The sequence below is a fragment of the Bacteroides mucinivorans genome (genome assembly GCF_034654355.2).
Taxonomy (GTDB): domain Bacteria; phylum Bacteroidota; class Bacteroidia; order Bacteroidales; family Bacteroidaceae; genus Bacteroides; species Bacteroides nordii.
Map to the genome: position 1 here is coordinate 2,823,171 of NZ_CP178179.1, position 24,130 is coordinate 2,847,300.

Here is a 24,130-nt window from a genome sequence, read left to right on the forward strand (position 1 = left end):
AGCCGATTGGCATATTATTTAATGGGTACATTATTTAATCTCGCAAATCTACAAATATTTCCCGTGAATAGGAATGAAAAAATATTTTTTCTACAATAAGTCTTTTAGATTGTCGGGAGATTTCATACCTTTGCGGGCAAATTAACAAATAGGTAACAACTATTATAAAATGAGCGAAAAAGCACCCTTTATGGTATTCTCGGGAACCAATTCGAGATACCTGGCAGAGAAAATCTGCGCTAGCCTCAATTGTCCTCTGGGAAACATGAATATCACCCATTTTGCAGATGGTGAATTTGCTGTTTCTTATGAAGAGTCAATCCGTGGTTCACATGTATTCTTGGTTCAATCCACTTTCCCAAACTCTGACAATTTAATGGAACTTCTGCTGATGATTGATGCAGCAAAACGAGCATCTGCGAAGAGCGTAGTTGCTGTTGTTCCATATTTTGGCTGGGCACGTCAGGACAGAAAAGACAAACCTCGTGTTTCTATCGGTGCAAAACTGGTAGCCGATTTACTTGCAGTAGCAGGTATTGACCGTCTGATCACAATGGACCTTCATGCTGACCAGATTCAGGGATTCTTTAACATTCCGGTTGACCATTTGTATGCTTCGGCAGTATTCCTTCCCTACATTCAGTCACTACATCTGGAGAATCTGGTTATCGCTACTCCTGACGTAGGCGGCTCAAAACGTGCAAGTACATTTTCAAAATACCTCGGTGTACCTTTGGTACTTTGCAATAAATCACGTGAAAAAGCTAATGAGGTTGCCTCTATGCAGATTATTGGTGATGTGAAAGATAAAAATGTTGTTTTAATTGATGATATCGTAGATACAGCAGGTACGATCACTAAGGCTGCCAACATCATGGTAGAAGCCGGTGCAAAATCTGTTCGTGCTATTGCAAGCCATTGTGTTATGTCAGATCCTGCTTCTTTCCGTGTGCAAGAATCAAGTCTTACTGAAATGGTATTCACCGATAGTATCCCTTATTCGAAGAAGTGCGCTAAAGTTAAACAGTTAAGTATTGCAGACATGTTTGCTGAAACGATCAGACGTGTCGTTAGTAACGAATCAATCAGTTCACAATACATTATCTAAGACAAACGATCCTGATAAATAAAAAAGTGGCGGCACAAATAATAAAGATTGTGTCGCCACTTTTTGTAAAGCCCATTTTAAAGTGCAAATTAACGTAGATTTTTGTAGATCAAGAGTTCTACCATTTGAATTAATTCTTTGCGAAAATTTGCGTTAATCTGCGTTTCAACTAAAAAAAGTATCTTTTCCGTACGGGAGCTCCCTACTCCAATCTTCCGAATTTATAGCTCCCTTTACGAATAACTTTGCCATTACCATCTGTTTCAACAAACGGCCCGTGCTTCTTTCCTTGCTTGAAGAATCCTTCGTAACGGTGTCCGTCTTTATCTTCCTGGATACCTTTACCTTCTTCAAGACCATTTACAAATCCGCCTTTATACTTTGTACCATTGGTCAGAATTAATATTCCTTCTCCATTGGGTTGATTATTCTTCCACTCTCCATCGTATGTATCACCATTACTCCAAGTATACTTACCACGTCCGTTTCTTTTGTTTTCTTTCCAATGCCCTTTGTATACGGCTCCGTTTGCCCATGTAAATGTACCCTCACCATCCTGCATACCATTCTTGAAATTTCCTACATACTTATCACCATTTGCATGGTAATAGATACCTGCTCCAGTACGTTCACCTTGTACATATGAACCTTCATAGCGATCTTCTCCCAGATAGAAAATACCTTGTCCATGTTGCAGATCATCCATCCAGTCACCTACATATTTTTCTCCGTTGGTATATTCAAAAGTTCCTTTACCCTCTCGGACATCATTTTTCCATTCACCATCATATTTGCAGCCATTGTTCCATGCCAGCACACCTTTACCGTCTTTTTTGTCATTCTTCCAGTTACCTACATATTTCGAACCGTCTCTCCATGTATATGTACCCTGGCCCTCACGTTTATCATTAGCCCAGTTACCTTCATAGATATCTCCATTATGGTAATACATTGTACCCTGCCCATGCTGATAGTCCTGAAACCACATACCGTCATAACGGTTGTTATTCATAAAGTAGAAAATGCCTTTTCCGTGCTGCTGATCTTGGAACCACTGCCCTTCATATTTTTCTCCATCCGGAAAAGTATATATTCCGAAGCCTTCACGTTTTCCTTTTACATATTCCCCTTCGTATGTGTCTCCATTCTTAAAAACAGTCTTTCCTTTACCATTTGGTTTACGACCTTTCATTTCTCCGGTATACACGGATCCGTCTTTAAATGTATAGTTTCCTATTTTGATTTCAGTGGAAAAAGTATCCTTGATTTTTCCGAAAAAGCCACCTTTATTTTGTGCTACGGCTCCTTCCTGGGAAAGAAAAACCAATATGAGTGCAGTATATAGATATTTCATTAATTTACAAATTACAAGTTACGAATTACGATTAGCGATGTGACAAAGATACAATTTCTCAGGCAAAACACACAGTTATCATCGCCTTTTTATGACAACTTTTTACCTGCGATGACCTCTTTTAATGTCTCTTTGCACAAATAACGATTAGCCAATTCTTTAATTTCTTCCGGTGTAACTTCTTTTACAGCCTGCAATGAGCGGGCAAAATAAGCATCATCCAACTTTGAAGTATAGATGAACATCCATGCATCTGCCAGCGAGAAAGGAGACTCATAATTACGGCACATTTCTCCCAGCATATAGTTGCGTACCATTGTCAGTTCGCTCACAGGAACAGGTTCAACCCGAAGTCTGTCGATCTCATGATAGACCTCTCTGATTAAAGGTTCTACATATTCGTTATCGGCTTCCGTACTAATCAGAATCATGCCGCTTCCGGGATAAAACAGGGTACCTGCTGAAATACCATAAGTATATCCCTTATCCTCGCGTATATTAGACATCAACCTGCTGCCAAAATAACCTCCGAAAAGGGTCATCAATACGCGTAGTTTCAGATAGTCAGGATGCATACGTTCAATGGTTGTAGTACCCAGCTTTATGGCACTCTGCAATGCGTCATCTCGTTCTACAAATATTCTTTTATCGGCCGTAGTGGTAAAAGTATATTCTTTTTTCACCAAAGGATACCGATAGTTACCAAAAGGAGTATTACCGAAAGCAGACTCTACCTTGCGAATAACGTCGTCTGTTACTTTACCGGACAGGAAAATAGAGCAATTACCGGAATGATAATATTCATTATAAAATTCACGAAGTACATCAGGAGTAATCAAGCGGTAATCTTCCTCTTCTGTCAAACGGCCACAGGGATGTTCGCTTCCATAAAGCGCAGTGAGCAAACTTCGCTGAGCCAGAAAATCAACTTTGGAAGAATTAACAAGATATTGCTGTATGTTTACATCGAGTACTGTGTTTAGTTCTTTTTCGGGAAAAAGAGGTTCTTTTATTATAGATTCCAGAACCTCAATTGTTTCAGCAAAATACTTGTTTAATGAATACAGCGTAATATATGCATATTCTGATGAACTGGAGAGTTCCAGCCACGCACCATAATAATCCAGTTTCTCTGCAATATCCGAAGCGGTATATTTACATGATCCTTCACGAAGCATCCGATTCGTGAAAAGAGCCTGTAATTTCTGAGTCTGTTGCCATCGTCCTCCGGCAAAGAGGATATCCATACGCACTACTTCCTGTTCCCCTGCCTTGATTACCGCCAGAGGAATACCATTGGACAACGTAGCCCGCATCGGGAGGGTAACAATTAAATTTTCCAAGTCCCGGATCTCGGGTTGTATCGTTCTATCCATGGCTGCGATATAAAATCATTTTCTATTTTTCAGAAATTCCTCTGCCCGTACGAGATCCTGAGGAGTATCAATACCAATTGTTTCTACTTCACTGACTCCTACCTTGATTGTATAACCATTCTCCAGCCAACGGAGTTGTTCCAACGATTCGGCTAGCTCTAGAGAAGACTGCGGAAGCGAAGTAATCTCTTTCAATACTTCGGTGCGATAGGCATAAAGTCCGATATGTTTATAATAGGTATGACTTTGGAGCCATTCGGATTTTTCCACACCACGTAGATATGGAATTATAGAACGACTGAAATACAATGCATTCCAGTTCTTGTTTACTACTACTTTAGGCGAATTTGCATTTTCCAGTGTTTCAAAAGCATCATTGGTATCAAATGGTTTGACTAATGTAGCAATTTGAGTCGTTATATCCTCAAAACAAGCTTTTATAGCCTGCAATTGTGATGGCTGAATAAATGGTTCGTCACCTTGTATATTGACTACGACATCAAAGTTACCACCAATTTTAGTCGCAGCTTCATAACAGCGATCCGTGCCACTTTTATGTTCTACAGATGTCATGACAACTTTACCACCGAAAGCTTTTACCGCAGCTTCAATACGTACATCGTCTGTTGCCACGTAGGCATCGTCAAGAATTCCTGCCACTTGTTCGTATACACGCTGTATCACGGTTTTCCCTCCAAGGATAGCCAATGGCTTTGCAGGAAAACGCGTAGAAGCATAGCGGGCAGGTATTATTCCTATAAATTTCATATCATTTAAATCTAAACAGTAATCTAACTCTTTTAATCCCTTCCGAACATATTCTCGTTCCATATCTTCTGGCTTCAGTATCTTGCCGTTGTACATCAATAAGTCTATATCCAGACAGATTTTCTCTTTTGCTTTATCACCCGGACGGCGACCAGCTTCATGTTCAATGGCTTTCAATTTATTTACTACACACACCTCCTCAAGTCCGGTAATAAACTCCGCCACTTGATTGGAAAACAATGCGGAACTCCTCAAATGCAACGGCTCTGTTTCCTCCTCTGCTGCAAAACGAACAGTAGGAAACAGAGCCTGTAGTCTTTGGCGTGCCAGAAGGAGGTTCTCCTTCCGGTCATAGTTACTTCCAATACAGATAAGACAACTTTTCAATGCAGAATTTTTAATTAAAAAGATCATCCAATCCAAGCTCTCCAGAGTCTTCTGAGCTAACCTCCGATCCGGCACAAGGATCAAATCCTTCGGGCAACTGGAAATGCTCTGACGGATCATATCCCAGTGTCTTATCGTCAAATACCTTTTTCATATATTTTCCCCAGATAGGCAATGCCAAAGAAGCTCCTTGTCCGTAGGTCATCGTATCAAAATGAATATCACGTTCCTCGCCTCCGACCCAACAACCGGATACAAGTGAAGGAATAAAGCCCATAAACCAACCATCAGAATTAGCATTTGTAGTACCTGTTTTACCACCCATATCGGCTGTAATACCATATCGGCTGCGAACACGTCCACCGGTACCCTCGTTGATTACCGCACGGAGCATGACCAACATTTTATAGGCGCTCGACGCACTGATCACTTCATCCATTTGCGGAGCAAACGTTGCGAGTACGTTACCTTCATTATCTTCGATGCGGGTAACAAATAGAGGTGCCACACGGATACCCTTATTGGCAAATGCCGTATAAGCACTCACCATCTCTCCTACCGAAATTTCACACGGACCGAGGCAAAGCGATACAGTTGGCATTATGTCTTTGTTACGAACTCCGAAACTATGTATCAACCGCACTAACGCATACGGATTCAGTTTTCCCATCAGATATGCCGATACCCAATTGCTTGAATTAGCCAATCCCCATTTCAAAGTTACAAGTTCTCCATAACGTTTTTTGGTACTATTACGGGGAGTCCAGGGGATACCGTTTTCATCCATTAGCGTCTGCTCTACGTGGCGGGTTTCGTCACAAGGCGAGAATCCATTTTCCATGGCATAGGCGTAGAGGTAGGGTTTGATAGTAGATCCCACCTGGCGACGTCCTACCATAGCCATGTCATACTTGAAATAGTTATAGTTGGGTCCTCCCACATATGCTTTTACATGTCCGTTGAACGGATTCATTGACATAAACCCTGTACGTAGAAAATGCTTATAGTATTTAATAGAATCCATCGGTGTCATGATGGTATCTTTTTCACCTGCCCAACTGAATACAGACATTTCCTCCGGTGTATTGAATGCCTTCTTGATTTCAGCCTCCGAAGCCCCGTCTTTTTTCATTGCCCGGTAACGATCTGTTTGCTTCACAGCTCTTTCAAGGATTTCGTCAATCTGCTGTTGAGTCAGCATATTGCTGTATGGTGCTTTTTTACGACCTTTTTTTTCTTTGAAGAATTGTGCCTGTAAATCTTTCATATGTTCTTCTACAGATTCTTCGGCATAACGTTGCATGCGCGAATCGATGGTCGTATAAATTTTTAAACCATCGGTATAGACATTGTAATTTGAACCATCCTTCTTTTTATTCTTTGCACACCACCCATAAAGAGGATCGGTTTCCCATGAAAGTGAATCCTCATAAAATTTCTGCATTTGCCAACCACGATAATCGCTTTTATCCGGTTTTTTGGCAGTCAGTACTCCACGCAGATATTCACGGAAATAAGTTGCAAGACCTTCATTATGCCCTACGCGATTGTAAGTCAGCGTTAACGGAAGCGCCTGCAAGGAATCACGTTCTGCTTCGGTAATGTATCCTGCTTTTTCCATTTGACCAAGAACTACATTGCGACGTCCCAAAGCGTTTGTCCTTATCTTGGAGTTGCGGGATACCGGATTGTAGAGTGAAGGATTCTGGCACATACCTACCAACATGGCGGCTTCTTCTGTTTTCAGATCTTTGGGTTCGCAACCGAAATAAGTGTGAGCTGCAGTTTTTATACCTACTGCATTATTCAAGAAGTCAAATTTATTAAGATACATCGTCAGAATTTCTTCTTTTGTATAGTAGCGCTCCAGCTTCACAGCAATTACCCATTCAATCGGTTTCTGAAGAAGGCGCTGAAGCGTATTACTTGCAACATTTTCGGTAAACAGCTGTTTGGCAAGTTGCTGAGAGAGTGTGCTACCTCCACCGGCACTTTTCTGCATCAAGATACCACGTTTCACTATGGCTCTGGAAAGAGCTTTCACATCAATACCCGAATGTTGGGCAAAGCGGACATCTTCGGTGGCAATCAAAGCGTTAATGATATTGGGAGATAAATCAGCATAACTGCTGTAAACACGATTATTCTGGTTTAATGAAAAAGTTCCGAGTACTTTTCCGTCTTCGGAAAATATCTCAGCTGCAAATTTATATTCCGGATTTTCGAGCTCTTCCACCGGAGGCATATAACCTATCCAACCATACGATATGGAAGCAAAAATACCCACACAAAACAGTACTACTACAACGAGGAATATCCAAAGGGCTTTTATTATTTTTTTTATCATTGCGTTCTGTTACGAAATTATCAGTTTATTAAGTTGCAAAGATAGTTATTATTCAGAGAACGTACAAATTTCAATTCAAATCAAAGTTATTGAAAAGCAAAAAATAACTAATAGCCTGCATGGTTCTCCTAAGAAATGTGGACTTATTGTAACTATAAAATCGACAAACTATAACTGGCATTTTGCTGTCCGGTAATCAGATGTTATTTCAATTTCCTTTTCTATAATAGTAGTTTCTTTAATCTATTTGACTTATTTACAGCGCACTTTTTGCAAATCACAACAGAAGATCTATGAACTGCGTAGGCCACTGTGATACCGTAAACACCGTTTTTAGTCATTCTTGGTTTAGATCGTTTCTGGACAGACTCACTCGGTTTAAATGCGACTGTAGCCGGGGTGGGTACTAAAATTAAAGGTTCAAAATTGAAAATCAGCTGTACTATCACGCCGCATGGTAATTTTCAGCTTTCAATTTTCCATTTTATAATTGCAGATACCGCATTTTCTCACTACCTTTACAGTCTGAAAACAAGTTCTATCAATATTAAAGATAACAGAATGGAAAACAGAAGTTTAGTAACCATTGCCGAGCATTCAAAAGAAAAAATACTTTATATGCTTGAAATGGCGAAGCAGTTTGAACAAAATCCCAACCGCCGGCTACTTGAAAATAAAGTGGTAGCCACCCTGTTCTTTGAACCATCTACCCGTACCCGACTTAGTTTTGAAACAGCTGCCAATCGCCTTGGCGCACGTGTTATTGGGTTTAGTGATCCGAAAGCGACCAGCTCATCCAAAGGCGAAACGCTGAAAGATACGATTAAAATGGTAAGTAATTATGCCGATATTATCGTAATGCGTCATTATTTGGAAGGAGCTGCCCGTTATGCAAGCGAGATAACAACGGTACCTATCGTGAATGCCGGAGACGGAGCCAATCAGCATCCATCGCAGACAATGCTCGATCTTTACTCAATCTACAAAACGCAAGGTACACTCGAGAATCTAAATATCTATCTTGTAGGCGATCTTAAATACGGCCGTACCGTTCACTCACTACTTATGGCCATGCGCCACTTCAACCCAACTTTCCATTTCATAGCTCCCGATGAACTGAAAATGCCGGAAGAATATAAAATATATTGTAAAGAGCATAATATAAAATATGTAGAACATACTGATTTTACCGAAGAAACGATTGCTGAAGCTGATATCCTTTATATGACTCGGGTACAACGCGAACGCTTCACCGATTTGATGGAATACGAACGTGTGAAAAACGTATATATCTTACGCGCCCAGATGCTGGAGAACACACGGCCTAATCTGCGTATTCTTCATCCGCTACCTCGTGTCAATGAAATAGCTTATGATGTGGACGAAAGCCCGAAGGCCTATTACTTTCAACAGGCACAAAACGGTTTGTATGCTCGTGAAGCCATTCTGTGTGATGTATTAGGAATAACATTGGAAGATATAAATAGAGTTAATGACCAAAAATATGAACGAAAATAAACAAGCCCTGCAAGTGGCCGCCCTTCGGAACGGGACTGTCATCGACCATATACCCAGCGAAAAACTGTTTACCATCGTGCGGTTACTTGGACTGGAACACATGAAGAATAACATTACTATCGGCTTTAACCTTGAAAGTCAAAAACTGGGACGAAAAGGTATTATCAAAATAGCTGATAAGTTTTTTTGTGATGAAGAAATTAACCGCATTTCAGTAGTGGCTCCACATGTGAAGTTGAACATTATCCGTGATTATGAAGTTGTAGAAAAGAAGGAGGTACGCATGCCGGACGACCTGAAGGGAATTATAAAATGCGCCAACCCTAAATGTATCACAAATAATGAGCCAATGCCCACACTTTTTCATGTAGTGGATAAAGACAACTGTGTAGTGAAATGCCATTATTGCGAAAAGGAACAACGGAGAGAAGAATTTACAATAACCAAATAATTTACGATTAGACAATTTACTATTTACGATTGAAATTACTCTTTATGTATAGATTGACAGTAAATGGTATTCTTCAATCGTAAATAATCTAATCGCAAATCTACTTTAATTGTCTAACCGTAAATGTTTAATTTTATGCGTGTTGACTGGAAACCTGGAACAATGATTTATCCGCTGCCAGCCGTCATGGTGAGTTGCGGAAACAATGAAAGCGAATATAATATAATTACGGTGGCATGGACGGGAACGATTTGTACGAACCCGCCCATGTGTTATATATCCATACGTCCGGAACGTCACTCCTATTCTATTATAAAGAGAAACATGGAATTTGTGATTAATCTCACAACGGCAGATATGGCATTCCCTACAGACTGGTGTGGAGTACGTTCAGGGAAAGAGTATCATAAGTTTGAGGAGATGAAATTAACACCGGGTAAATGTACCGTAGTCAATGCTCCGCTTATTGAGGAATCACCACTTTGTATTGAATGCAGAGTAAAAGAAATCGTATCGTTAGGATCACACGATATGTTTATCGCCGACGTAGTAAATGTACGTGCTGACGAAGGTCACCTAAACCCGGAAACTGGAAAACTGGAACTGGCAGAAGCCAATCCACTGGTGTATGTTCACGGTGGATACTACGAACTGGGGAATAAAATAGGAAAGTTCGGCTGGAGTGTAGAAAAGAAGAGGAAGGATTGAAGAATTGATTTATGAATTATGAAAGGGATTAGATATAGATTATGGCGTGGATGTTGGAACCGCAAAGTGGTGGTAATATTGGTATGTGCCCTTATGGGTACATTGCCTGTCTTTGCGCAAGAAAACATACAGAATAAAACAGACCGTCCCAATCATAGAAGATTCAATATCGGGGTAAAAGCAGGTTTTAACGCTTCCATGTTTCTGGTATCAGATTTTAAGATTAAAGATGTAACCATTGATGAGATTCAGAACAACTATAAACTTGGTTACTTTGGTGCACTTTTCATGCGTATCAACATGAAAAAGCATTTCATTCAACCGGAAATATCCTACAATGTCAGTAAATGTGAAATAACGTTCGATAAGCTGGGATCACATCATCCGGACATTGAGCCGGATTATGCTTCGGTCACCTCTATGATCCATAGCATTGATTTCCCAATGCTCTATGGATACAATGTAGTGAAAGAAGGTCCCTATGGTATGTCTATTTTCTTTGGACCCAAACTTCGTTATATCTGGGGAAAGAAAAATGAAATCACTTTTGAGAATTTCGATCAGAAAGGAATACATGAACGTTTGTACCCATTCAACCTGAGTGCCGTTATCGGTGTTGGTGTCAATATTTCCCGTATATTCTTCGATTTCCGGTATGAACAGGGCGTACACAACATTTCAAAATCGGTAACATACGACAATATCAATTCCGATGGAAGTACCGGAGTAAGTAATATTACCTTTCATCGGCGCGATCAGGTACTCAGTTTCTCACTTGGAGTGATATTTTAATAGATAAATCTGCTTTTTTTTGTCGGATTATCATTCTTTTTCCATAAATTTGTGCGCTTAATAAAGAATCTCCAATAAGAAACTTATTTTTATACAATACAGAATGAAAAGAGACGATTTAATTTTCGATATTATCGAAAAAGAGCATCAACGTCAGCTTAAAGGTATCGAGCTGATAGCATCAGAAAACTTCGTGAGTGACCAGGTGATGGAAGCAATGGGTTCCTGCCTTACCAATAAATACGCGGAAGGGTATCCCGGTAAACGTTATTATGGGGGATGTGAAGTGGTAGACCAAAGCGAACAAATAGCTATCGACCGCTTGAAAGAAATCTTCGGTGCTGAATGGGCGAATGTACAGCCTCACTCAGGAGCTCAGGCAAATGCGGCTGTATTCCTTGCCGTATTAAATCCGGGAGATAAATTTATGGGATTAAATCTGGCACATGGCGGACACCTTTCTCACGGTTCATTAGTCAATACTTCCGGTCTTATCTATACTCCATGTGAATACAATCTTAATAAAGAGACAGGCCGCGTTGATTACGATCAAATGGAAGAAGTAGCTTTGCGCGAACGTCCCAAAATGATTATCGGTGGTGGCTCGGCATACTCTCGTGAATGGGATTACAAACGTATGCGTGAAATAGCAGATAAGGTGGGTGCTATCCTTATGATAGATATGGCACACCCTGCCGGACTTATTGCTGCCGGCCTGCTGGATAATCCTCTGAAATATGCACACATCGTCACATCAACAACACATAAAACATTGCGTGGTCCACGCGGAGGCGTTATCATGATGGGTAAAGACTTCCCTAATCCATGGGGTAAGACTACTCCGAAGGGAGAAATCAAAATGATGTCTCAGTTACTGGATTCAGCTGTATTCCCCGGAATTCAGGGTGGTCCGTTGGAACATGTTATTGCAGCCAAAGCCGTTGCTTTTGGCGAATGCTTGCAACCAGAATATAAAGAGTATCAGAAACAAGTACAGAAAAATGCAGCTGTGCTGGCTCAGGCACTGATTGAACGTGGTTTTACAATCGTATCCGGCGGTACAGATAATCACTCAATGCTAGTAGACCTGCGCTCAAAATACCCTGATTTGACAGGTAAGGTAGCAGAGAAAGCATTGGTAGCTGCTGATATTACAGTAAACAAAAACATGGTACCGTTTGATAGCCGTTCTGCATTCCAGACCTCTGGTATACGTTTGGGTACTCCTGCCATCACTACCCGTGGCGCAAAGGAAGATTTAATGCTGGAAATTGCTGAAATGATTGAAACAGTACTCTCTAATGTTGATAATGAAGAAGTAATAGCACAGATTCGTGCACGTGTCAACAAAACGATGGAGAAATATCCGATCTTTGCTTATTAAAGACCGGAACACATAAATTAATAATTTAGACTTATACCCGTGTATCTTCTTCACAGATGATACACGGTTTTTTTTTCTTCTTTGTGAACCTTTTGTGCCAAATGGCGTTCTTACTACATAAAAACGAGAAAAGATAATAAACCTATACTTAATTATGAAGCTGAAAAATCTATTATTAATGGGCGTTATGCTAATTGCAACCAGCGCCGTAGCTCAGGAGAGCTGTACCTTCTTCTTCCCCAACCAGGAGGGACAACAAGTAACTCGCAATTGCTATACAGCTAACGGGAAGCTCTCCAACATCCTCGTTTATCGTGTAGACCAGGTCTATGATTATCCATCCGGTACAGAAGCAATAGCCAGTTACACCTTCTCCAATGCTGCTGGTAAACTTATCAACTCCGGGCAAATGGTAGCACGCTGTAACGACGGAGATTTCTCTATGAGTATGAACGGTGCCACCACTTTCCCTGCTGCAATGGATATGATGAATACAGATGTATACATGATCGGCGATCTGATGAATTATCCGGATGCTATGTCTGATCCGACAAATCCGGACGATGATGATGAATTTGACGATGCTACCATACGCTTGTATCAAAAAGGGAACAAAAACAATCGTGCAGAAGTAACTCTCTCTGATCGTCGGTTTGTTGCTACAGAAAGTGTAAATACTCCCGCAGGTCCTTTTTATTGTACGAAAATTAAATATGACATAGACATTTGGACACCGAAAGGAAAGATAGAGGGTTACGGATACGAATGGTATGCGCCCAATATCGGTATTGTCCGCTCCGAACAATATAACAAGAAAAACGAATTGCAATCTTACAGTGTGTTAGAAAAAATCAAGAAATAACACACTGGACTCTATATATACCCAAGAGTGTGGTGTTTCTATACGGAAAAGTTACATTTAACAATGGATTTCTTTACGAAAGAAGAATCTCCACATTCTTTCCAAAAAAAACAGAAATTGAGTAGTTACTAAACCCATAGTAGCTACTCAATTTTTAATAATGTGCCAATTGTGCTACGCTATATTGGTACAGCGTAGCACAATTGGCACATTGATATATCATATTTGGCACATTATTCATCAGCTCAGCCCGTCTATTTCGCCATCAACAATGTCTATATGTTTGGCTTGCGGCTCTTTGGGAAGTCCCGGCATACGCATGATCTCACCAGCAATGGCAACAATCATTTCTGCTCCGTTATTTATTACAATATCTTTAATGTGGAACTCAAAGTTATTTACTGCGCCATATATCTTCGGATCGGCAGAGAATGAATATTGCGTTTTAGCAATACACACCGGATAATGAGTGATCCCCATCGTTTCGGCAAGTTTGATTTTCTTACGGGCTATCGTGCTGTATGTAATCACGCTTGCGCCATAGATACCAGTGGCCACTTTCTCTATCTTCTGTTCTACGCTATCCTCATCTTTATAAGTGAATTGTAAGGGTGCGGATGGTTTCTTCTCAACAGTTTCCACAACGAGATTAGCCAGATCTACAGCTCCCTCTCCTCCTTCACTAAACGCATTATTAATGGCAAAGCCCACTCCTAATTCTTCGCAATGACGACGAAGTAACTCCATCTCCTCATCCGTATCACTAGCAAACTTATTGAATGCAACAATTACCGTCTGGCCGAAAGCACGAAGGTTACGGACATGTTTATCGAGGTTACGAAGTCCTTCTTTCAAACCTTCCATATTGGGATCTTTAATGCGGTCAAGACTAACACCACCATGCATTTTCAATCCCTGTGCTGTGGCGACAATAATAGTCAGTCGAGGCTGTACACCACTCTTCCGACATTTTATATTGTAGAATTTCTCTGCACCAAGATCAGCTCCAAAACCGGCCTCTGTGATTACATAATCACCAAAAGTCATAGCCATCTTAGTTGCCAGGATAGAATTACAACCATGCGCAATATTAGCAAACGGACCACCGTGTACAAAAGCCGCTGTATTCTCTGTTGTCTGCACCAAATTGGGATGAATGGCATCTTTTAGTAAAACGGTGATTGCACCAGCCACACCAAGATCTTTTACCGTGAATGGCTTATCATCGTAGGTAAAACCAAGCAGTATATTCTCAATACGGCGGCGAAGGTCTTCCATATCGCTTGCCAGGCAAAGAATAGCCATAATCTCTGAAGCAGGAGTAATGTCGAAACCCGATTGCATAGTGATGCCATCTGTCTTCGCCCCCAGTCCGGTAACAATGTTACGCAAAGAGCGATCATTTACATCGAGCACCCGACGCCAAAGGATTTCTTTTAGTCCAAAGCCATTGGATTGGTTCTGATACAGAAAGTTATCCAATAAAGCAGAGATCATATTATGTGCCGAAGTGATGGCATGGAAATCACCTGTGAAATGCAGGTTTATCTTATCCATAGGAAGTACCTGGGCATATCCTCCTCCCGCTGCACCACCTTTCATGCCAAAACAAGGACCTAAAGACGGTTCACGCAAAGCTACAATCGCTTTTTTACCTATTTTATTAAGCCCCAGAGCCAGACCGATAGAAACAGTTGTCTTACCAATTCCGGCTTTAGTGGCAGTAATGGCAGTTACCAGTATCAGATTACTCTGTTTTACTTTTTCTTCGTCTATCAATTGCTCGGGGATTTTTGCAATGTAACGACCATAGTTTTCCACTTCGTCACGCGGGATGCCAATACTTTCAGCAACCTGCTTTATTTTCTTTAGTTCCGTTCCACGGGCTATTTCTATATCTGATTTCATATCGGGTAATTATTAGTTTCGCATTTAAAATTGCAAAATTAACAATTAACTCCATACAAAAGTTGGAATAAGCAGAGAAAAATCACTTAAATCGTGAAGTATCTACTGCCTTCCGCTGTTTCTCCTTATAGCCGCCAAACTTATATGTAAATGAAACACCGAATTCACGGAAGCAGGAATAGTTATTCGTTACATTCTGTGTAGCAAAGTGGATACGTGGCGAAATTTGTCCGGTTTCAAAGATATCATTACAGCGTAAAGTGAGCAAAGCTTTTCCTTTTGCAAACGTATATCTCATAGCTGCATCTACATTGCCGGATGCCGGTAAATCATAAATACCTTGTATTGCTTTACTACGTACCATACCACTGATGATAACTTTAATATCCGGCTTACCGGAAAGTGTAAACGTATTGTTCATAAGAGCCATACCATAACAAATCTTACGGTCAAAAGGAATATCCCAGAAATCACTGTCTTTCTGTCGGTCATATACTCCGATCAGAGTAATGCGAGAGCTTAACCACTCTTTCACTTTAAAAGGGATAACCGCCTGTAGTCCTATCTGTTGCTTCTTATCGAAATTTAAATACTTATAGATTTCCAACAAGCGATCAGGAGATTGATACAGTGTTTGGGTTGAGTAATCTTTCGTTTGGCTGTACCAGGTAGTAAACATATACTTACTTTTCAAAACATATGTGAGTTGTGCCTGGTAATCAATATCCGGCTTCAAGAACGGATTGCCATGAATCTCAGAATATCCGCCTCCTAAATAGGAAATAGCATCTTGTGTAGCCCAATAATCCGGATAATTTTTATCACTGCTAAAAGAAAGTTGCCAGATATTTCCGGTGGATGGAACATAGTTGAGATTCAGAGTCGGATAAAAATTCCATTCATTCCAGACAGGTGTATGAAACTGTTCGGTAGCCAGCGAAACATCCAATGATAATTTATCACCGAAACTTTTATTAAATCCGGCATAGAAGTTCAAGGTCTGTTCACGGCGGCGCGATTTCATGTTGTTGTTCTCAGGCAACAATTCACCACTTTCAGGATTATAATAATACTGATAACTATGATCTATACTGGTAGTATAAACCGCTCCGTAATTGATTCCCCAACCTTTACCCAGATCTTGTTCCTCAGAAAGGAAAAACTTCCAACGATTAATACGTTGACAATCATCGCTCAGAAAATCAAGTTCGTTATCATTTAAACGACTATGTAACAATTGGGTAGAAGGAGACTCATAGAATGTAAATTCTGCACCTGCCTTCAAACCAAATGGAGTACGATAATCCACACGTCCATTATGGAGTTGATCCGTACTACGTGTTTGCGTATTAGATGTTTGTGCTCCTTCTACTGTAGTCCGGTTATGCCCATTAGTGAACGTACCATTATAAACAAAGCTCAATTGATGTTCATTAGCAATCATGTAATCCACACCAAGACGAACGCTATGTGTATTGTGCCGGCTACGCTGTATCTCATGTGTATTCATAGGGTATATATTACCATCCGACAGCGTATGCAAAGCCTCCTTGTCCGTTAAAAAATAGTTGCGTCCATGTCCGTAAGAGTAAAGAAAGTCAGCAGAGAATTTATTTCCGGAATAAAGGAGGCTTGCACGCTCGGTCAATACTTCATAATGTTTCTGTCTGTAATCGCTAAAAAGTTCTCCCTGAAAAGAAGGAGCATTTCCTCCCCCTTGTTTCAGACAAATATTTATCATGGCTCCACGAACCTGATAGCGTGCCGGGGCGGAGTACATCACTTCAGCTTTCTCAATACGGCTTGAAGGAATACTCTTTAGCAACGCATTCAGCTGTTCGGTACTCATAGTAGTCACTTTACCATCTATGACTACGGTAACACCCTGTCCGGCAAGCGTGATACTACCGTTCATTTCTGCAACTCCCGGAAGTTCCTTGATTGCATCATAGGCATTATCGACAGGCAAATCATTAATGAGCCGTGGTATGTCATATACCAACTTGCCCTGTGTGGCTTTTACAATGGGACGTTCGCCTTTTATCATCACTTCAGGCAATTCGTGATAAATACTATCAATATAAGTATCCAAGCTATCTTGAGACTGTGCACACAAGTGTGTTAACCCCATGCCAATCATAGTAAACAGTAAATAAATTCGTTTCATATTGTATCTGGTTTTAGTGATAATGCAAAATACGCCAAAAATCAGTTTAGTCTGCGTTATCCGAAACTTATGTAGTGTTATCTACTGTTATCAGATATGCTATTTAAAGTTAATCTTAAAAGTATTTCTTGATGTCATTAGTAATAAATTAAAGAAAAGCCATTTATGAAATAAAAAATGGATGTAAAAAGATAGTTATATACAGAATATATTGTAAATTTGCATATAGAAGTTACGAAAAGAGTGTAATTTATTGGAAATGAGCGTAGGTTAATTGCTCTTGATAGTAATAGGTTACGATTTAGTTAGTTATCTACTGCATTATCCTTCTGCGCGTTGCGTAACCTTCAAAGAACTCTTCGTATGCAAAAGTAGCTATTTAATTCGAGATTTTGATATAAACTCCCGTTTTTTATCCCCTCATTCATAAGAATTTTCCGTAAAAGCGGTATTGTCCGTCGGCACACCATTGCCCAAAACGAGTTTGGAACAAACGTGTGCCGACTACCGCATAGCTGGAGAAAAGGGCATTGCCTCACGCCTAAACGATGTTTAGACAGATGAAGCAATGCCCCTTTCTTTTGCGCCTATGCCAAGAGGTGCTTTTACGGGTTTTCAAATGATTTTTCTTTTTTCGCTGTCTCTTTTGCCGGAAGCGGAAAGTGAATGCAGAGTGTGTCAGCCTGCCCCATGAATGAAACAGGCGCCCACACACAGCCGGACAAACCGGGAAGAATGATTGTTGCCACCCGGCTGAACAAGTTCCGTCGGATCGGAAACAATCATACTTCCTTTGTTGTGGTTTGCCCTTTTCACGCTTCCGGTGATGTCTTTTTCCTTTTGGTGATTCTTTTTTTTACGGATTTTCCCCTGAAGTTTTTTTCTACACAATCTGCCTCTGTTTTCGTTTACCTCCATTTTGCGCCTTTCAGTAAGCCGCATCAGTCAGTCATTTTCGTTCTGGGCGCAAAGGTAATTCCGGGATTGGACGGGAAAGCAAGGTCAAGCCTCCTGTTTTCGGTAAAAATCTCCAGCCCTGCGGGTAGTATTTTGACCGAAAAACCTTGCATTCCCTAATCCCTACCTTTTCAAGCACCCGAAACGAAAACGACCGATGCGACAGAAAGACGCATAAAAAAAATGTCGGATAAACGAGAGGCAGATAAGATAGTTTGAAACTCAACTCCCTCAGCTCTTGAATCCGCATTAAAAACAAAAAAATCAAAAACAGCGAAGATATGACGGCAACGGCAAATTTCAGACAAATGGCGCAACACATCGGGTTGGCGATATGCGGCTTGATGATGCGCACCGCCTTCGGGGTGTTCGGCATCCTTTGGGGCATCATCAGAGAGATTGTAAACGGAGTGTTCCGAGTGGCGATAGGTGTAATCGTGGCTATCCTTTCCACCATTGCCTTCTTTGGCTTCATCCTTTGGTTATTCACCCTTTAACCCTTACCGACATGGCAAAAAGAAACAGCAAGACGGCAGCGCAGCAGTGCAGATATTACGAGGTGGACAACATCTTCGTGTATATGGTGGAAACGTACATCAACGGCAATTTTGAAACTTTCCGAAGATTGTACCACGAACTGAACAAGGACGCACGGAGGGATTTCATGGACTTCCTTCTCAGCGAGGTAGAGCCGACCTATTGGAGAGAGATACTGAAACAGATAATCTAAAAATGACAGCGATATGAAAGGAACAGACCATTTCAAGAGAACGATATATATGTACTTGGAACAGCGTGCGGAGGAAGATGCGCTATTTGCAAAGAAGTACCGCAACCCTGCCAAGAACATGGACGAGTGCGTGACCCACATTCTGAACTATGTGCAGAAAAGCGGTTGCAACGGTTTCACGGACGGAGAGATATTCGGGCAAGCCATCCACTACTATGAGGAAAACGAGATAGAGGTGGGCAAACCGATGGACTGCCAAGTGGTTGTGAACCACGTTGTGAAACTCACGGCAGAGGAAAAGGCGGAGGCACGTCAGAACGCTGTCCGCAAATACCAAGAGGAGGAACTCCGCAAGTTGCAGAACCGCCACAGACCGTCAGCGAGAAAAGAAAACCAACCCCAACCCTCATTATTTGATTTAGGCTTATGAAACCGAAGACCAAGATACAGAAAGAGGTGGCAAGACTTTCCGCCAACCTTCGCCCCATATCAGCGACACAAATAGATTGGGCATACCGCCACTGCGTTGAGCATATCGGCTACCGCACCAAGAAAGGGAACATCACCTGTTCCGACTGCGGTCACGAGTGGCACAGCGACAGCGGACTATGCGACACCCTTGAAGGCTGCACCTGCCCCAAATGCCATGCCGAACTCAAAGTGCAGGACACACGCAGACGCATCTACAAGGAAACGCAGAATTTCAGCGTGATAACCACCTGCAAAGGGTATCAGGTAATCCGCGTGGCGCAGGTCAGATGCGAGAGCAGGAAAGGCGAACCGATGCGTTTCTACTGCCACGAGGTCGTGCAGCGTTGGATTTCACCCGACGGCAAGGTTACGGACATGGCGTTGCTCCGTGGCTTCCTTTTCTGCTATTGCGATGTGTGGGCATTAGGCAGCGATATGGAGGTAAGACCGCACAACAGCCTATACGATGATGTGGTGGCAAGAAGCTGTGCATATCCAAAGATGAGGATATTGCCCCAACTCAGACGTAACGGCTTCAAGGGCGATTTCCACGGCATCTCCCCCGTGCGTCTTTTCAAAGCCTTGCTTTCAGACCCAAGAATTGAAACCCTTATGAAAGGCGGTGAGATTGAGGTCATGAAACACTTTCTTTTCAATACCCGTACTGCCGATGAATGTTGGGCATCATATCTGATTGCCAAGCGTCACAAGTATCAGATAGACAACCTCTCAATGTGGTGCGACTATCTGCGTATGCTCAAAAAACTCGGTCAAGACCTCCGTAACCCGAAGAACATCTGTCCCGAAGATTTCATGGCGGCACACGACAACGCAACCCGAAAAATTGAAGCCATACACGAGAAGGAAAGAGCCGCAGAGCAACGCCGTTGGGAGATTGAAAGGCGTGAGCGTGAGCAACAGCGACAACTCCAACGAAAGAAAGATGCGGAGGATTTCATCGCCAACAAATCCAAATTCTTCGGCTTGGTAATCACGGACGAGGAAATAATCGTCAAGGTGCTTGAAAGCATAGACGAGTATTACAACGAGGGCAAGACGCAGGGCATCTGCGTGTTTGGCAGTGGATACTACAAGAAAGCCGACACCCTCATACTATCGGCAAGGATTGGCGATGAGATTATTGAAACCGTAGAGGTGGACTTGCGAACCCTCGAAGTGGTGCAGTGCCACGGCAAGCACAACCAGGACACCGAATATCACGAGCGCATCATAGACCTTGTGAACAAGAACGCCAACCTTATCCGTGAGCGGATGAAAGCGGCATAGCATAACCCCTAAAACAACATTGATATGGAAGTAAGAATTGAAAGTATGATTTGTGTGTGGGATGATGCAATCCCCACGATGTTCCTTGAATTTGTGAACCTCCTCACTCTCACAACGAGTGAGGGGGAATTGAGAAAGAGCGTAAAGGAGTTTGCCGAGAAGCACGAACTTGACAAGTTTTTCCTTTACGGCTTCGGCTCACACCATTTCTACCTGCACCAACGCTACACAAGCAACCCCGAAATGGTGATGAAGAACAGAGTTCTGTCAGTACATTTTTAACCATCTAAAAAGCAACATTATGACAACACGAATGACCATCAACGGAGTAAGCACCTGCGCGGAAGCAGGTACGGAGAAATACGAGCGTTTCCAATCGGGTATCGGAAGACGCAGGCGGACACTTGTGCAGTACGACTACCGCCACCCCATAGACAGAGAATTGTTCTCTTGTGTCAAACCCACGTTGGACGAGTGCCGAGCCGCACGGGACAAGTGGCTGAACGCAAAGAAGGGAAAGGAGGACAGACTATGAACACGACCTATCAAACGCTGATAGTCAAGTTCAGCGAACCTATCACGGCATTGGACGGTATCTTTGACGATACCGGAGCGTGGGGAACGGACACCCTCAAGGGGTGGATAGATGATTACGAAAGCACACGTTTCACCGCCACCGACAGCCATACGGCAGTCATCACGAGCGAGTACAATATGGAATGTGTGAAAGAGTGGCTACAACGGCAGACCCCCATTTCCGAAATGCGAGAATTTTGAACGGGATGGCGGTGTCCGCACCGCCAATACTTAAAACCCTAAAAACAAAAGATATGATAGCCAAGACGATATTACAGCAGATAGGCGGAAAACGCTTCACCGCCATGACAGGTAGCCGTGATTTCATAGATATGGGCAACGGCTTACGGATGAGCCTTGCAAGGAACAAAACAAGTGCCAACCGCCTTGACATCATCTATGACGAAGGGGCAGACCTCTACAATATGCGCTTCTACCGCAGGACGTTCAGCAAAAAGACCTTTGAGTGCAAGACAAAGGACATTGCCGTACACGAGGGTATCTATTTTGATATGCTGGAGGAAATGTTCACGATGGTGACGGGACTTTACACACGCTTTTGAGTGGCGGGGCGGCGAGAGCCGCCCTACTTTCTTTCAGTGAGCATGATGGCGGACAAAGAAAGTAGCAAAGAAACCTTTGTCCAATCTGCGATAACTAAAAAATCCGCAAGTAAAACTTGCGGAGGCTATATATTGGGTCGTTATTTTTTGGTGGAGGGGAATGATAATCTCGAACCGTTGAACTACACATTTCTGCTTCGTCTCCATTTCCCCCAACGATTTGATACGTTCAATCATTTTTGTTGTTCCTTTCTGAATTTTCCTAAATACTTTCTTCATAATTTCGCTATACTTTTTATGGTTAATAACTATGTTTTGTATTGCTCTCACAACACTTACAACTTGAAGTGTTATTTGGAAACCGATAGGCAAAAATGGCTCAACGATGTCAATTAACGAGAAAATCCTACGATAATCTATCAAGTGATAGAGCAAAAGACGTGCCAAGTTAAATATGGCACGTCTTTTGCCAGTTTTGTCAGTCCTTTTATGGGATATACAACAGCGCAAACTCCGCCTTTCTCCGTTTGAGCAGCATGGCGTGGCGTTTTCCTTTGTAGTTGCAGAAGGCTATATACTCACGGTAGATGTTCCTGTCACCAGCTTCCAGCTTCTTGATTAAGGTGCTTTTGGGGATTGTTTTGCTGCCTAACAGCTTCGCCGGTCCCACATTGTAAGCTAACGTGCCAAGCAAAATCGAATCAACCCCGAATTTACGGAACATGGCGACAAATTTGCGCAGGTCTTTCCGCAAAAGTTCATCCGCATCCCGTTTTGTCATGGTTCGTGCCGAATACTTCTCGTTTGGCAAAAGTTTGTGACCCCAACCGACGTATGGGTAGTGTTTTTCTGAGTGCCAGCCTTCAAAGTAGCGGCAGCATAAAAAAGCACGTTCCATAAGCGGCAGTCGGTAGATTGCCGCCTGCCCGTCCGTTCCCTCTTGGCGGCTGATCTGCGCGGACACAGAACAGACCGTCAGAAGTGAACAGAGCATTGTCATGAATACACGCATCATTTCAACAAGGGGCTGAAGTTGCCGATGGGAACGATGGTAAGATCGTCGTCCTTTACATTCCTGTTGTTGAAGTCAAATTCCAGTTCGTAGGAGTTGCTAAAGTTATCCTCCACCACCACGATGAAATTATGCGCCTCATCACCCGCCGCCGTGTAGTACAGGCGGAATTTTTCGTTCTCCAGCAGGTAGCGGTCGTTAGGCAGGAAGGTGATGCCGTTATCCATTTTGAGCGAGCCTTCCCCCTCGAACTGGAAATAGCGGATGGTATAGAGCGTACCCGAAAAGTCGCCCTCCTTTTTCAGTTCACAGCGGATTTCCACTGTCTGCCCCTTTACTACCTTGTTCGGCACGGGCATGACCTCCACCGTGAAGGGATAGGACTGCTGGATGTCCATGTCATCGTCACATGACACGAGGGTGAATGACATGGCGGCTATCAGGCATAACGCCACTGCCTTGAATATTGATGTTCTCTTGTTTCTGTTGTTCAGTATGTTCATTGTTCTTCGATTTTTAGATGGTTGTTTTTCTGTTTTTTCGTTGTCAGTTGCAGGTACTCGTTCAAGTCCTTGCAACCGTCATAGAGGGAGGAACGGTCGGTGACACGTTCCCCGTATCGCATGGTAAGTGCGGCAAGCGTCCGCCGTCCGGCTTCGTCACGGTCGAGGAAGCAGCCGATGCGCCCGTATCCGTCCAGCAATCCCGCCGCCTTCTCCACGTTGGCGACTGAGTTCAGCACAAGACAGTCAGCGTTACCGGTTACACCAAGCGTCACGGCAGAGAGAAAGTCCATGAAGCCCTCGAACACGAGGCACTCGTCAGCCGGGATGTCATTCGCCTTTACCAGTGATACAGACTTCGGAGGTATGCAACCCTTGAAATATCGGCTTCTGACTTCATAGCCACCTGCCATGTTCGGAAAGCCAACGGCAAAATACCGTTTCCCACGCACACCGTAGTTCAAGCGGCAGCAGTGACGGGATGCGATGGCGTAAGGGATGCCCCGTTCCTCTAAATACTCCGTCAGCAGTGAGCGGAGCAGCGGAGCGACCTCCACATCCTCAAAAACGGATTCGGTCGGCTTCGAGAGATAGACGGGCTTTTCCCATCCGGCAACCGTCATATTGGCGGCTTCCGCTATGAACTTCGCTTGCTTCATGAAGTCATCGCTTTGCAGAAACTCCCCGGCAAGCGTGAAGATGTCGCCGCCCTTGCCCAAACCGAAGTCGTACCAGAGCTGTTTCGCCACGTTCACACGGAAAGAGGATGTGCGCTCGCCCCTGTACGGGGCAAGATACCACAGCTCGTTACCGCTCCTTCTGACAGGCTCATGCCCCAGCCGTGCGAGAAAATCCGCAAGCGGCATCCTTCTGACAGCATCTATTTCCGTCCTTTCCATGC

27 protein-coding genes and 1 pseudogene are annotated in these 24,130 nt (G+C 42.7%); 16 read left to right on the forward strand and 12 right to left on the reverse strand.

The window, feature by feature from the left end:
* Nucleotides 1–169: 169 nt before the first annotated feature.
* Nucleotides 170–1,108, forward strand: a complete 939-nt coding sequence (locus VCM39_RS10485) for a ribose-phosphate pyrophosphokinase (protein ID WP_002560352.1) — start codon at nt 170–172, stop codon at nt 1,106–1,108.
* A gap of 202 nt (nt 1,109–1,310) precedes the next feature.
* On the opposite strand, the gene VCM39_RS10490 is transcribed toward VCM39_RS10485, so the two are convergent.
* The 5 genes and pseudogenes from VCM39_RS10490 to VCM39_RS10510 all read right to left on the reverse strand — a co-directional run bounded on the left by VCM39_RS10490 (nt 1,311) and on the right by VCM39_RS10510 (nt 7,340).
* Nucleotides 1,311–2,462 carry a phosphatidylinositol-4-phosphate 5-kinase gene (locus tag VCM39_RS10490; RefSeq protein WP_221651096.1) on the reverse strand — a complete coding sequence of 384 codons (1,152 nt, stop codon included), beginning with the start codon at nt 2,460–2,462 and terminating at the stop codon, nt 1,311–1,313.
* Between the two features lie 89 nt (nt 2,463–2,551).
* Nucleotides 2,552–3,838: a pitrilysin family protein gene (locus tag VCM39_RS10495; RefSeq protein ID WP_322932706.1), complete on the reverse strand. Its 1,287-nt coding sequence runs from the start codon at nt 3,836–3,838 to the stop codon at nt 2,552–2,554.
* A 15-nt stretch (nt 3,839–3,853) separates the two neighbouring features.
* Nucleotides 3,854–4,606, reverse strand: coding sequence for a 3-deoxy-manno-octulosonate cytidylyltransferase (gene kdsB / locus VCM39_RS10500; RefSeq protein ID WP_255586203.1), 753 nt, complete (start codon nt 4,604–4,606; stop codon nt 3,854–3,856).
* Between the two features lie 36 nt (nt 4,607–4,642).
* Nucleotides 4,643–5,113 (reverse strand): annotated as a pseudogene (locus VCM39_RS10505) (2-amino-4-hydroxy-6-hydroxymethyldihydropteridine diphosphokinase); the annotation flags it as partial.
* Nucleotides 5,004–7,340, reverse strand: a complete 2,337-nt coding sequence (locus VCM39_RS10510; protein WP_322932704.1) for a transglycosylase domain-containing protein — start codon at nt 7,338–7,340, stop codon at nt 5,004–5,006. The gene VCM39_RS10510 and the pseudogene VCM39_RS10505, both read right to left, overlap by 110 nt.
* A 561-nt stretch (nt 7,341–7,901) precedes the next feature.
* On the opposite strand from VCM39_RS10510, the gene pyrB reads away from it, so the two are divergent.
* The 6 genes from pyrB (at nt 7,902) to VCM39_RS10540 (ending at nt 13,055) form a co-directional block, all read left to right on the forward strand.
* Nucleotides 7,902–8,858 carry an aspartate carbamoyltransferase gene (gene pyrB / locus VCM39_RS10515; RefSeq protein WP_322932703.1) on the forward strand — a complete coding sequence of 319 codons (957 nt, stop codon included), beginning with the start codon at nt 7,902–7,904 and terminating at the stop codon, nt 8,856–8,858.
* Nucleotides 8,845–9,309 carry an aspartate carbamoyltransferase regulatory subunit gene (gene pyrI, locus VCM39_RS10520; RefSeq protein WP_221651091.1) on the forward strand — a complete coding sequence of 155 codons (465 nt, stop codon included), beginning with the start codon at nt 8,845–8,847 and terminating at the stop codon, nt 9,307–9,309. The genes pyrB and pyrI overlap by 14 nt, the downstream gene beginning before the upstream one ends.
* A gap of 135 nt (nt 9,310–9,444) precedes the next feature.
* Nucleotides 9,445–10,017 carry a flavin reductase family protein gene (locus VCM39_RS10525; protein WP_289291877.1) on the forward strand — a complete coding sequence of 191 codons (573 nt, stop codon included), beginning with the start codon at nt 9,445–9,447 and terminating at the stop codon, nt 10,015–10,017.
* Between the two features lie 93 nt (nt 10,018–10,110).
* Entirely contained in the window at nt 10,111–10,809 is a 699-nt protein-coding gene (locus tag VCM39_RS10530; protein ID WP_323673972.1) for a porin family protein, read from the forward strand.
* 103 nt (nt 10,810–10,912) lie between these two features.
* Complete coding sequence (gene glyA / locus VCM39_RS10535; RefSeq protein ID WP_221651088.1) at nt 10,913–12,193, forward strand: serine hydroxymethyltransferase; 1,281 nt, start codon at nt 10,913–10,915, stop codon at nt 12,191–12,193.
* A 154-nt stretch (nt 12,194–12,347) separates the two neighbouring features.
* Entirely contained in the window at nt 12,348–13,055 is a 708-nt protein-coding gene (locus VCM39_RS10540) for a hypothetical protein (protein WP_221651087.1), read from the forward strand.
* 240 nt (nt 13,056–13,295) lie between these two features.
* On the opposite strand, the gene VCM39_RS10545 is transcribed toward VCM39_RS10540, so the two are convergent.
* From VCM39_RS10545 to VCM39_RS10555, 3 genes are all read right to left on the reverse strand, one after another.
* Nucleotides 13,296–14,963, reverse strand: coding sequence for a formate--tetrahydrofolate ligase (locus VCM39_RS10545; protein WP_322932701.1), 1,668 nt, complete (start codon nt 14,961–14,963; stop codon nt 13,296–13,298).
* An 82-nt stretch (nt 14,964–15,045) separates the two neighbouring features.
* Entirely contained in the window at nt 15,046–17,130 is a 2,085-nt protein-coding gene (locus tag VCM39_RS10550; RefSeq protein WP_322932700.1) for an outer membrane beta-barrel family protein, read from the reverse strand.
* 347 nt (nt 17,131–17,477) lie between these two features.
* Nucleotides 17,478–17,690: a hypothetical protein gene (locus tag VCM39_RS10555; protein ID WP_007567577.1), complete on the reverse strand. Its 213-nt coding sequence runs from the start codon at nt 17,688–17,690 to the stop codon at nt 17,478–17,480.
* A 106-nt stretch (nt 17,691–17,796) separates the two neighbouring features.
* Here VCM39_RS10555 and VCM39_RS10560 point away from each other — a divergent pair, with 106 nt between their 5' ends.
* From VCM39_RS10560 to VCM39_RS10600, 9 genes are all read left to right on the forward strand, one after another.
* A complete protein-coding gene (locus tag VCM39_RS10560) occupies nt 17,797–18,207 on the forward strand; it encodes a hypothetical protein (protein WP_004291538.1) in 411 nt (136 codons plus the stop codon).
* A gap of 161 nt (nt 18,208–18,368) precedes the next feature.
* The gene (locus tag VCM39_RS10565; RefSeq protein WP_004291535.1) at nt 18,369–18,584 is read left to right on the forward strand and encodes a hypothetical protein; all 216 of its coding nucleotides are present in this window, start codon (nt 18,369–18,371) and stop codon (nt 18,582–18,584) included.
* A gap of 11 nt (nt 18,585–18,595) precedes the next feature.
* A complete protein-coding gene (locus tag VCM39_RS10570) occupies nt 18,596–18,817 on the forward strand; it encodes a hypothetical protein (protein ID WP_004291534.1) in 222 nt (73 codons plus the stop codon).
* A gap of 13 nt (nt 18,818–18,830) precedes the next feature.
* A complete protein-coding gene (locus tag VCM39_RS10575) occupies nt 18,831–19,247 on the forward strand; it encodes a PcfK-like family protein (protein WP_004291533.1) in 417 nt (138 codons plus the stop codon).
* Nucleotides 19,244–20,575: a PcfJ domain-containing protein gene (locus VCM39_RS10580; RefSeq protein WP_004291532.1), complete on the forward strand. Its 1,332-nt coding sequence runs from the start codon at nt 19,244–19,246 to the stop codon at nt 20,573–20,575. The genes VCM39_RS10575 and VCM39_RS10580 overlap by 4 nt, the downstream gene beginning before the upstream one ends.
* A gap of 24 nt (nt 20,576–20,599) precedes the next feature.
* Nucleotides 20,600–20,857 (forward strand): hypothetical protein, encoded by a 258-nt coding sequence (locus tag VCM39_RS10585; protein ID WP_004291531.1) that lies wholly within the window; start codon nt 20,600–20,602, stop codon nt 20,855–20,857.
* Between the two features lie 19 nt (nt 20,858–20,876).
* On the forward strand, nt 20,877–21,110 hold the full coding sequence (locus VCM39_RS10590) for a DUF3873 domain-containing protein (protein ID WP_004304291.1): 234 nt from the start codon (nt 20,877–20,879) through the stop codon (nt 21,108–21,110).
* Complete coding sequence (locus VCM39_RS10595) at nt 21,107–21,352, forward strand: DUF6956 domain-containing protein (RefSeq protein WP_004291529.1); 246 nt, start codon at nt 21,107–21,109, stop codon at nt 21,350–21,352. Before VCM39_RS10590 ends, VCM39_RS10595 begins: the two co-directional genes overlap by 4 nt.
* Before the next feature lie 53 nt (nt 21,353–21,405).
* Nucleotides 21,406–21,714, forward strand: coding sequence for a hypothetical protein (locus tag VCM39_RS10600; RefSeq protein WP_004304290.1), 309 nt, complete (start codon nt 21,406–21,408; stop codon nt 21,712–21,714).
* A 33-nt stretch (nt 21,715–21,747) separates the two neighbouring features.
* On the opposite strand, the gene VCM39_RS10605 is transcribed toward VCM39_RS10600, so the two are convergent.
* From VCM39_RS10605 to VCM39_RS10620, 4 genes are all read right to left on the reverse strand, one after another.
* Nucleotides 21,748–22,137, reverse strand: a complete 390-nt coding sequence (locus tag VCM39_RS10605) for a hypothetical protein (RefSeq protein ID WP_004291527.1) — start codon at nt 22,135–22,137, stop codon at nt 21,748–21,750.
* Between the two features lie 64 nt (nt 22,138–22,201).
* A complete protein-coding gene (locus tag VCM39_RS10610) occupies nt 22,202–22,729 on the reverse strand; it encodes a glycoside hydrolase family protein (protein ID WP_004291526.1) in 528 nt (175 codons plus the stop codon).
* A complete protein-coding gene (locus VCM39_RS10615) occupies nt 22,726–23,229 on the reverse strand; it encodes a DUF3872 domain-containing protein (RefSeq protein ID WP_004291525.1) in 504 nt (167 codons plus the stop codon). Before VCM39_RS10615 ends, VCM39_RS10610 begins: the two co-directional genes overlap by 4 nt.
* Nucleotides 23,226–24,128 (reverse strand): toprim domain-containing protein, encoded by a 903-nt coding sequence (locus VCM39_RS10620; protein ID WP_004291524.1) that lies wholly within the window; start codon nt 24,126–24,128, stop codon nt 23,226–23,228. Before VCM39_RS10620 ends, VCM39_RS10615 begins: the two co-directional genes overlap by 4 nt.
* Between the last annotated feature and the right edge of the window lie 2 nt (nt 24,129–24,130).

Coding starts and splice junctions, on each gene's coding strand:
- VCM39_RS10485 (WP_002560352.1), top strand. CDS start 170: ATGAGCGAAAAAGCACCCTTTATGGTATTCTCGGGAACCAATTCGAGA.
- VCM39_RS10490 (WP_221651096.1), bottom strand. CDS start 2,462: ATGAAATATCTATATACTGCACTCATATTGGTTTTTCTTTCCCAGGAA.
- VCM39_RS10495 (WP_322932706.1), bottom strand. CDS start 3,838: ATGGATAGAACGATACAACCCGAGATCCGGGACTTGGAAAATTTAATT.
- kdsB (WP_255586203.1), bottom strand. CDS start 4,606: ATGAAATTTATAGGAATAATACCTGCCCGCTATGCTTCTACGCGTTTT.
- VCM39_RS10510 (WP_322932704.1), bottom strand. CDS start 7,340: ATGATAAAAAAAATAATAAAAGCCCTTTGGATATTCCTCGTTGTAGTA.
- pyrB (WP_322932703.1), top strand. CDS start 7,902: ATGGAAAACAGAAGTTTAGTAACCATTGCCGAGCATTCAAAAGAAAAA.
- pyrI (WP_221651091.1), top strand. CDS start 8,845: ATGAACGAAAATAAACAAGCCCTGCAAGTGGCCGCCCTTCGGAACGGG.
- VCM39_RS10525 (WP_289291877.1), top strand. CDS start 9,445: ATGCGTGTTGACTGGAAACCTGGAACAATGATTTATCCGCTGCCAGCC.
- VCM39_RS10530 (WP_323673972.1), top strand. CDS start 10,111: ATGGGTACATTGCCTGTCTTTGCGCAAGAAAACATACAGAATAAAACA.
- glyA (WP_221651088.1), top strand. CDS start 10,913: ATGAAAAGAGACGATTTAATTTTCGATATTATCGAAAAAGAGCATCAA.
- VCM39_RS10540 (WP_221651087.1), top strand. CDS start 12,348: ATGAAGCTGAAAAATCTATTATTAATGGGCGTTATGCTAATTGCAACC.
- VCM39_RS10545 (WP_322932701.1), bottom strand. CDS start 14,963: ATGAAATCAGATATAGAAATAGCCCGTGGAACGGAACTAAAGAAAATA.
- VCM39_RS10550 (WP_322932700.1), bottom strand. CDS start 17,130: ATGAAACGAATTTATTTACTGTTTACTATGATTGGCATGGGGTTAACA.
- VCM39_RS10560 (WP_004291538.1), top strand. CDS start 17,797: ATGCAGAGTGTGTCAGCCTGCCCCATGAATGAAACAGGCGCCCACACA.
- VCM39_RS10565 (WP_004291535.1), top strand. CDS start 18,369: ATGACGGCAACGGCAAATTTCAGACAAATGGCGCAACACATCGGGTTG.
- VCM39_RS10570 (WP_004291534.1), top strand. CDS start 18,596: ATGGCAAAAAGAAACAGCAAGACGGCAGCGCAGCAGTGCAGATATTAC.
- VCM39_RS10575 (WP_004291533.1), top strand. CDS start 18,831: ATGAAAGGAACAGACCATTTCAAGAGAACGATATATATGTACTTGGAA.
- VCM39_RS10580 (WP_004291532.1), top strand. CDS start 19,244: ATGAAACCGAAGACCAAGATACAGAAAGAGGTGGCAAGACTTTCCGCC.
- VCM39_RS10585 (WP_004291531.1), top strand. CDS start 20,600: ATGGAAGTAAGAATTGAAAGTATGATTTGTGTGTGGGATGATGCAATC.
- VCM39_RS10590 (WP_004304291.1), top strand. CDS start 20,877: ATGACAACACGAATGACCATCAACGGAGTAAGCACCTGCGCGGAAGCA.
- VCM39_RS10595 (WP_004291529.1), top strand. CDS start 21,107: ATGAACACGACCTATCAAACGCTGATAGTCAAGTTCAGCGAACCTATC.
- VCM39_RS10600 (WP_004304290.1), top strand. CDS start 21,406: ATGATAGCCAAGACGATATTACAGCAGATAGGCGGAAAACGCTTCACC.
- VCM39_RS10610 (WP_004291526.1), bottom strand. CDS start 22,729: ATGATGCGTGTATTCATGACAATGCTCTGTTCACTTCTGACGGTCTGT.
- VCM39_RS10615 (WP_004291525.1), bottom strand. CDS start 23,229: ATGAACATACTGAACAACAGAAACAAGAGAACATCAATATTCAAGGCA.
- VCM39_RS10620 (WP_004291524.1), bottom strand. CDS start 24,128: ATGGAAAGGACGGAAATAGATGCTGTCAGAAGGATGCCGCTTGCGGAT.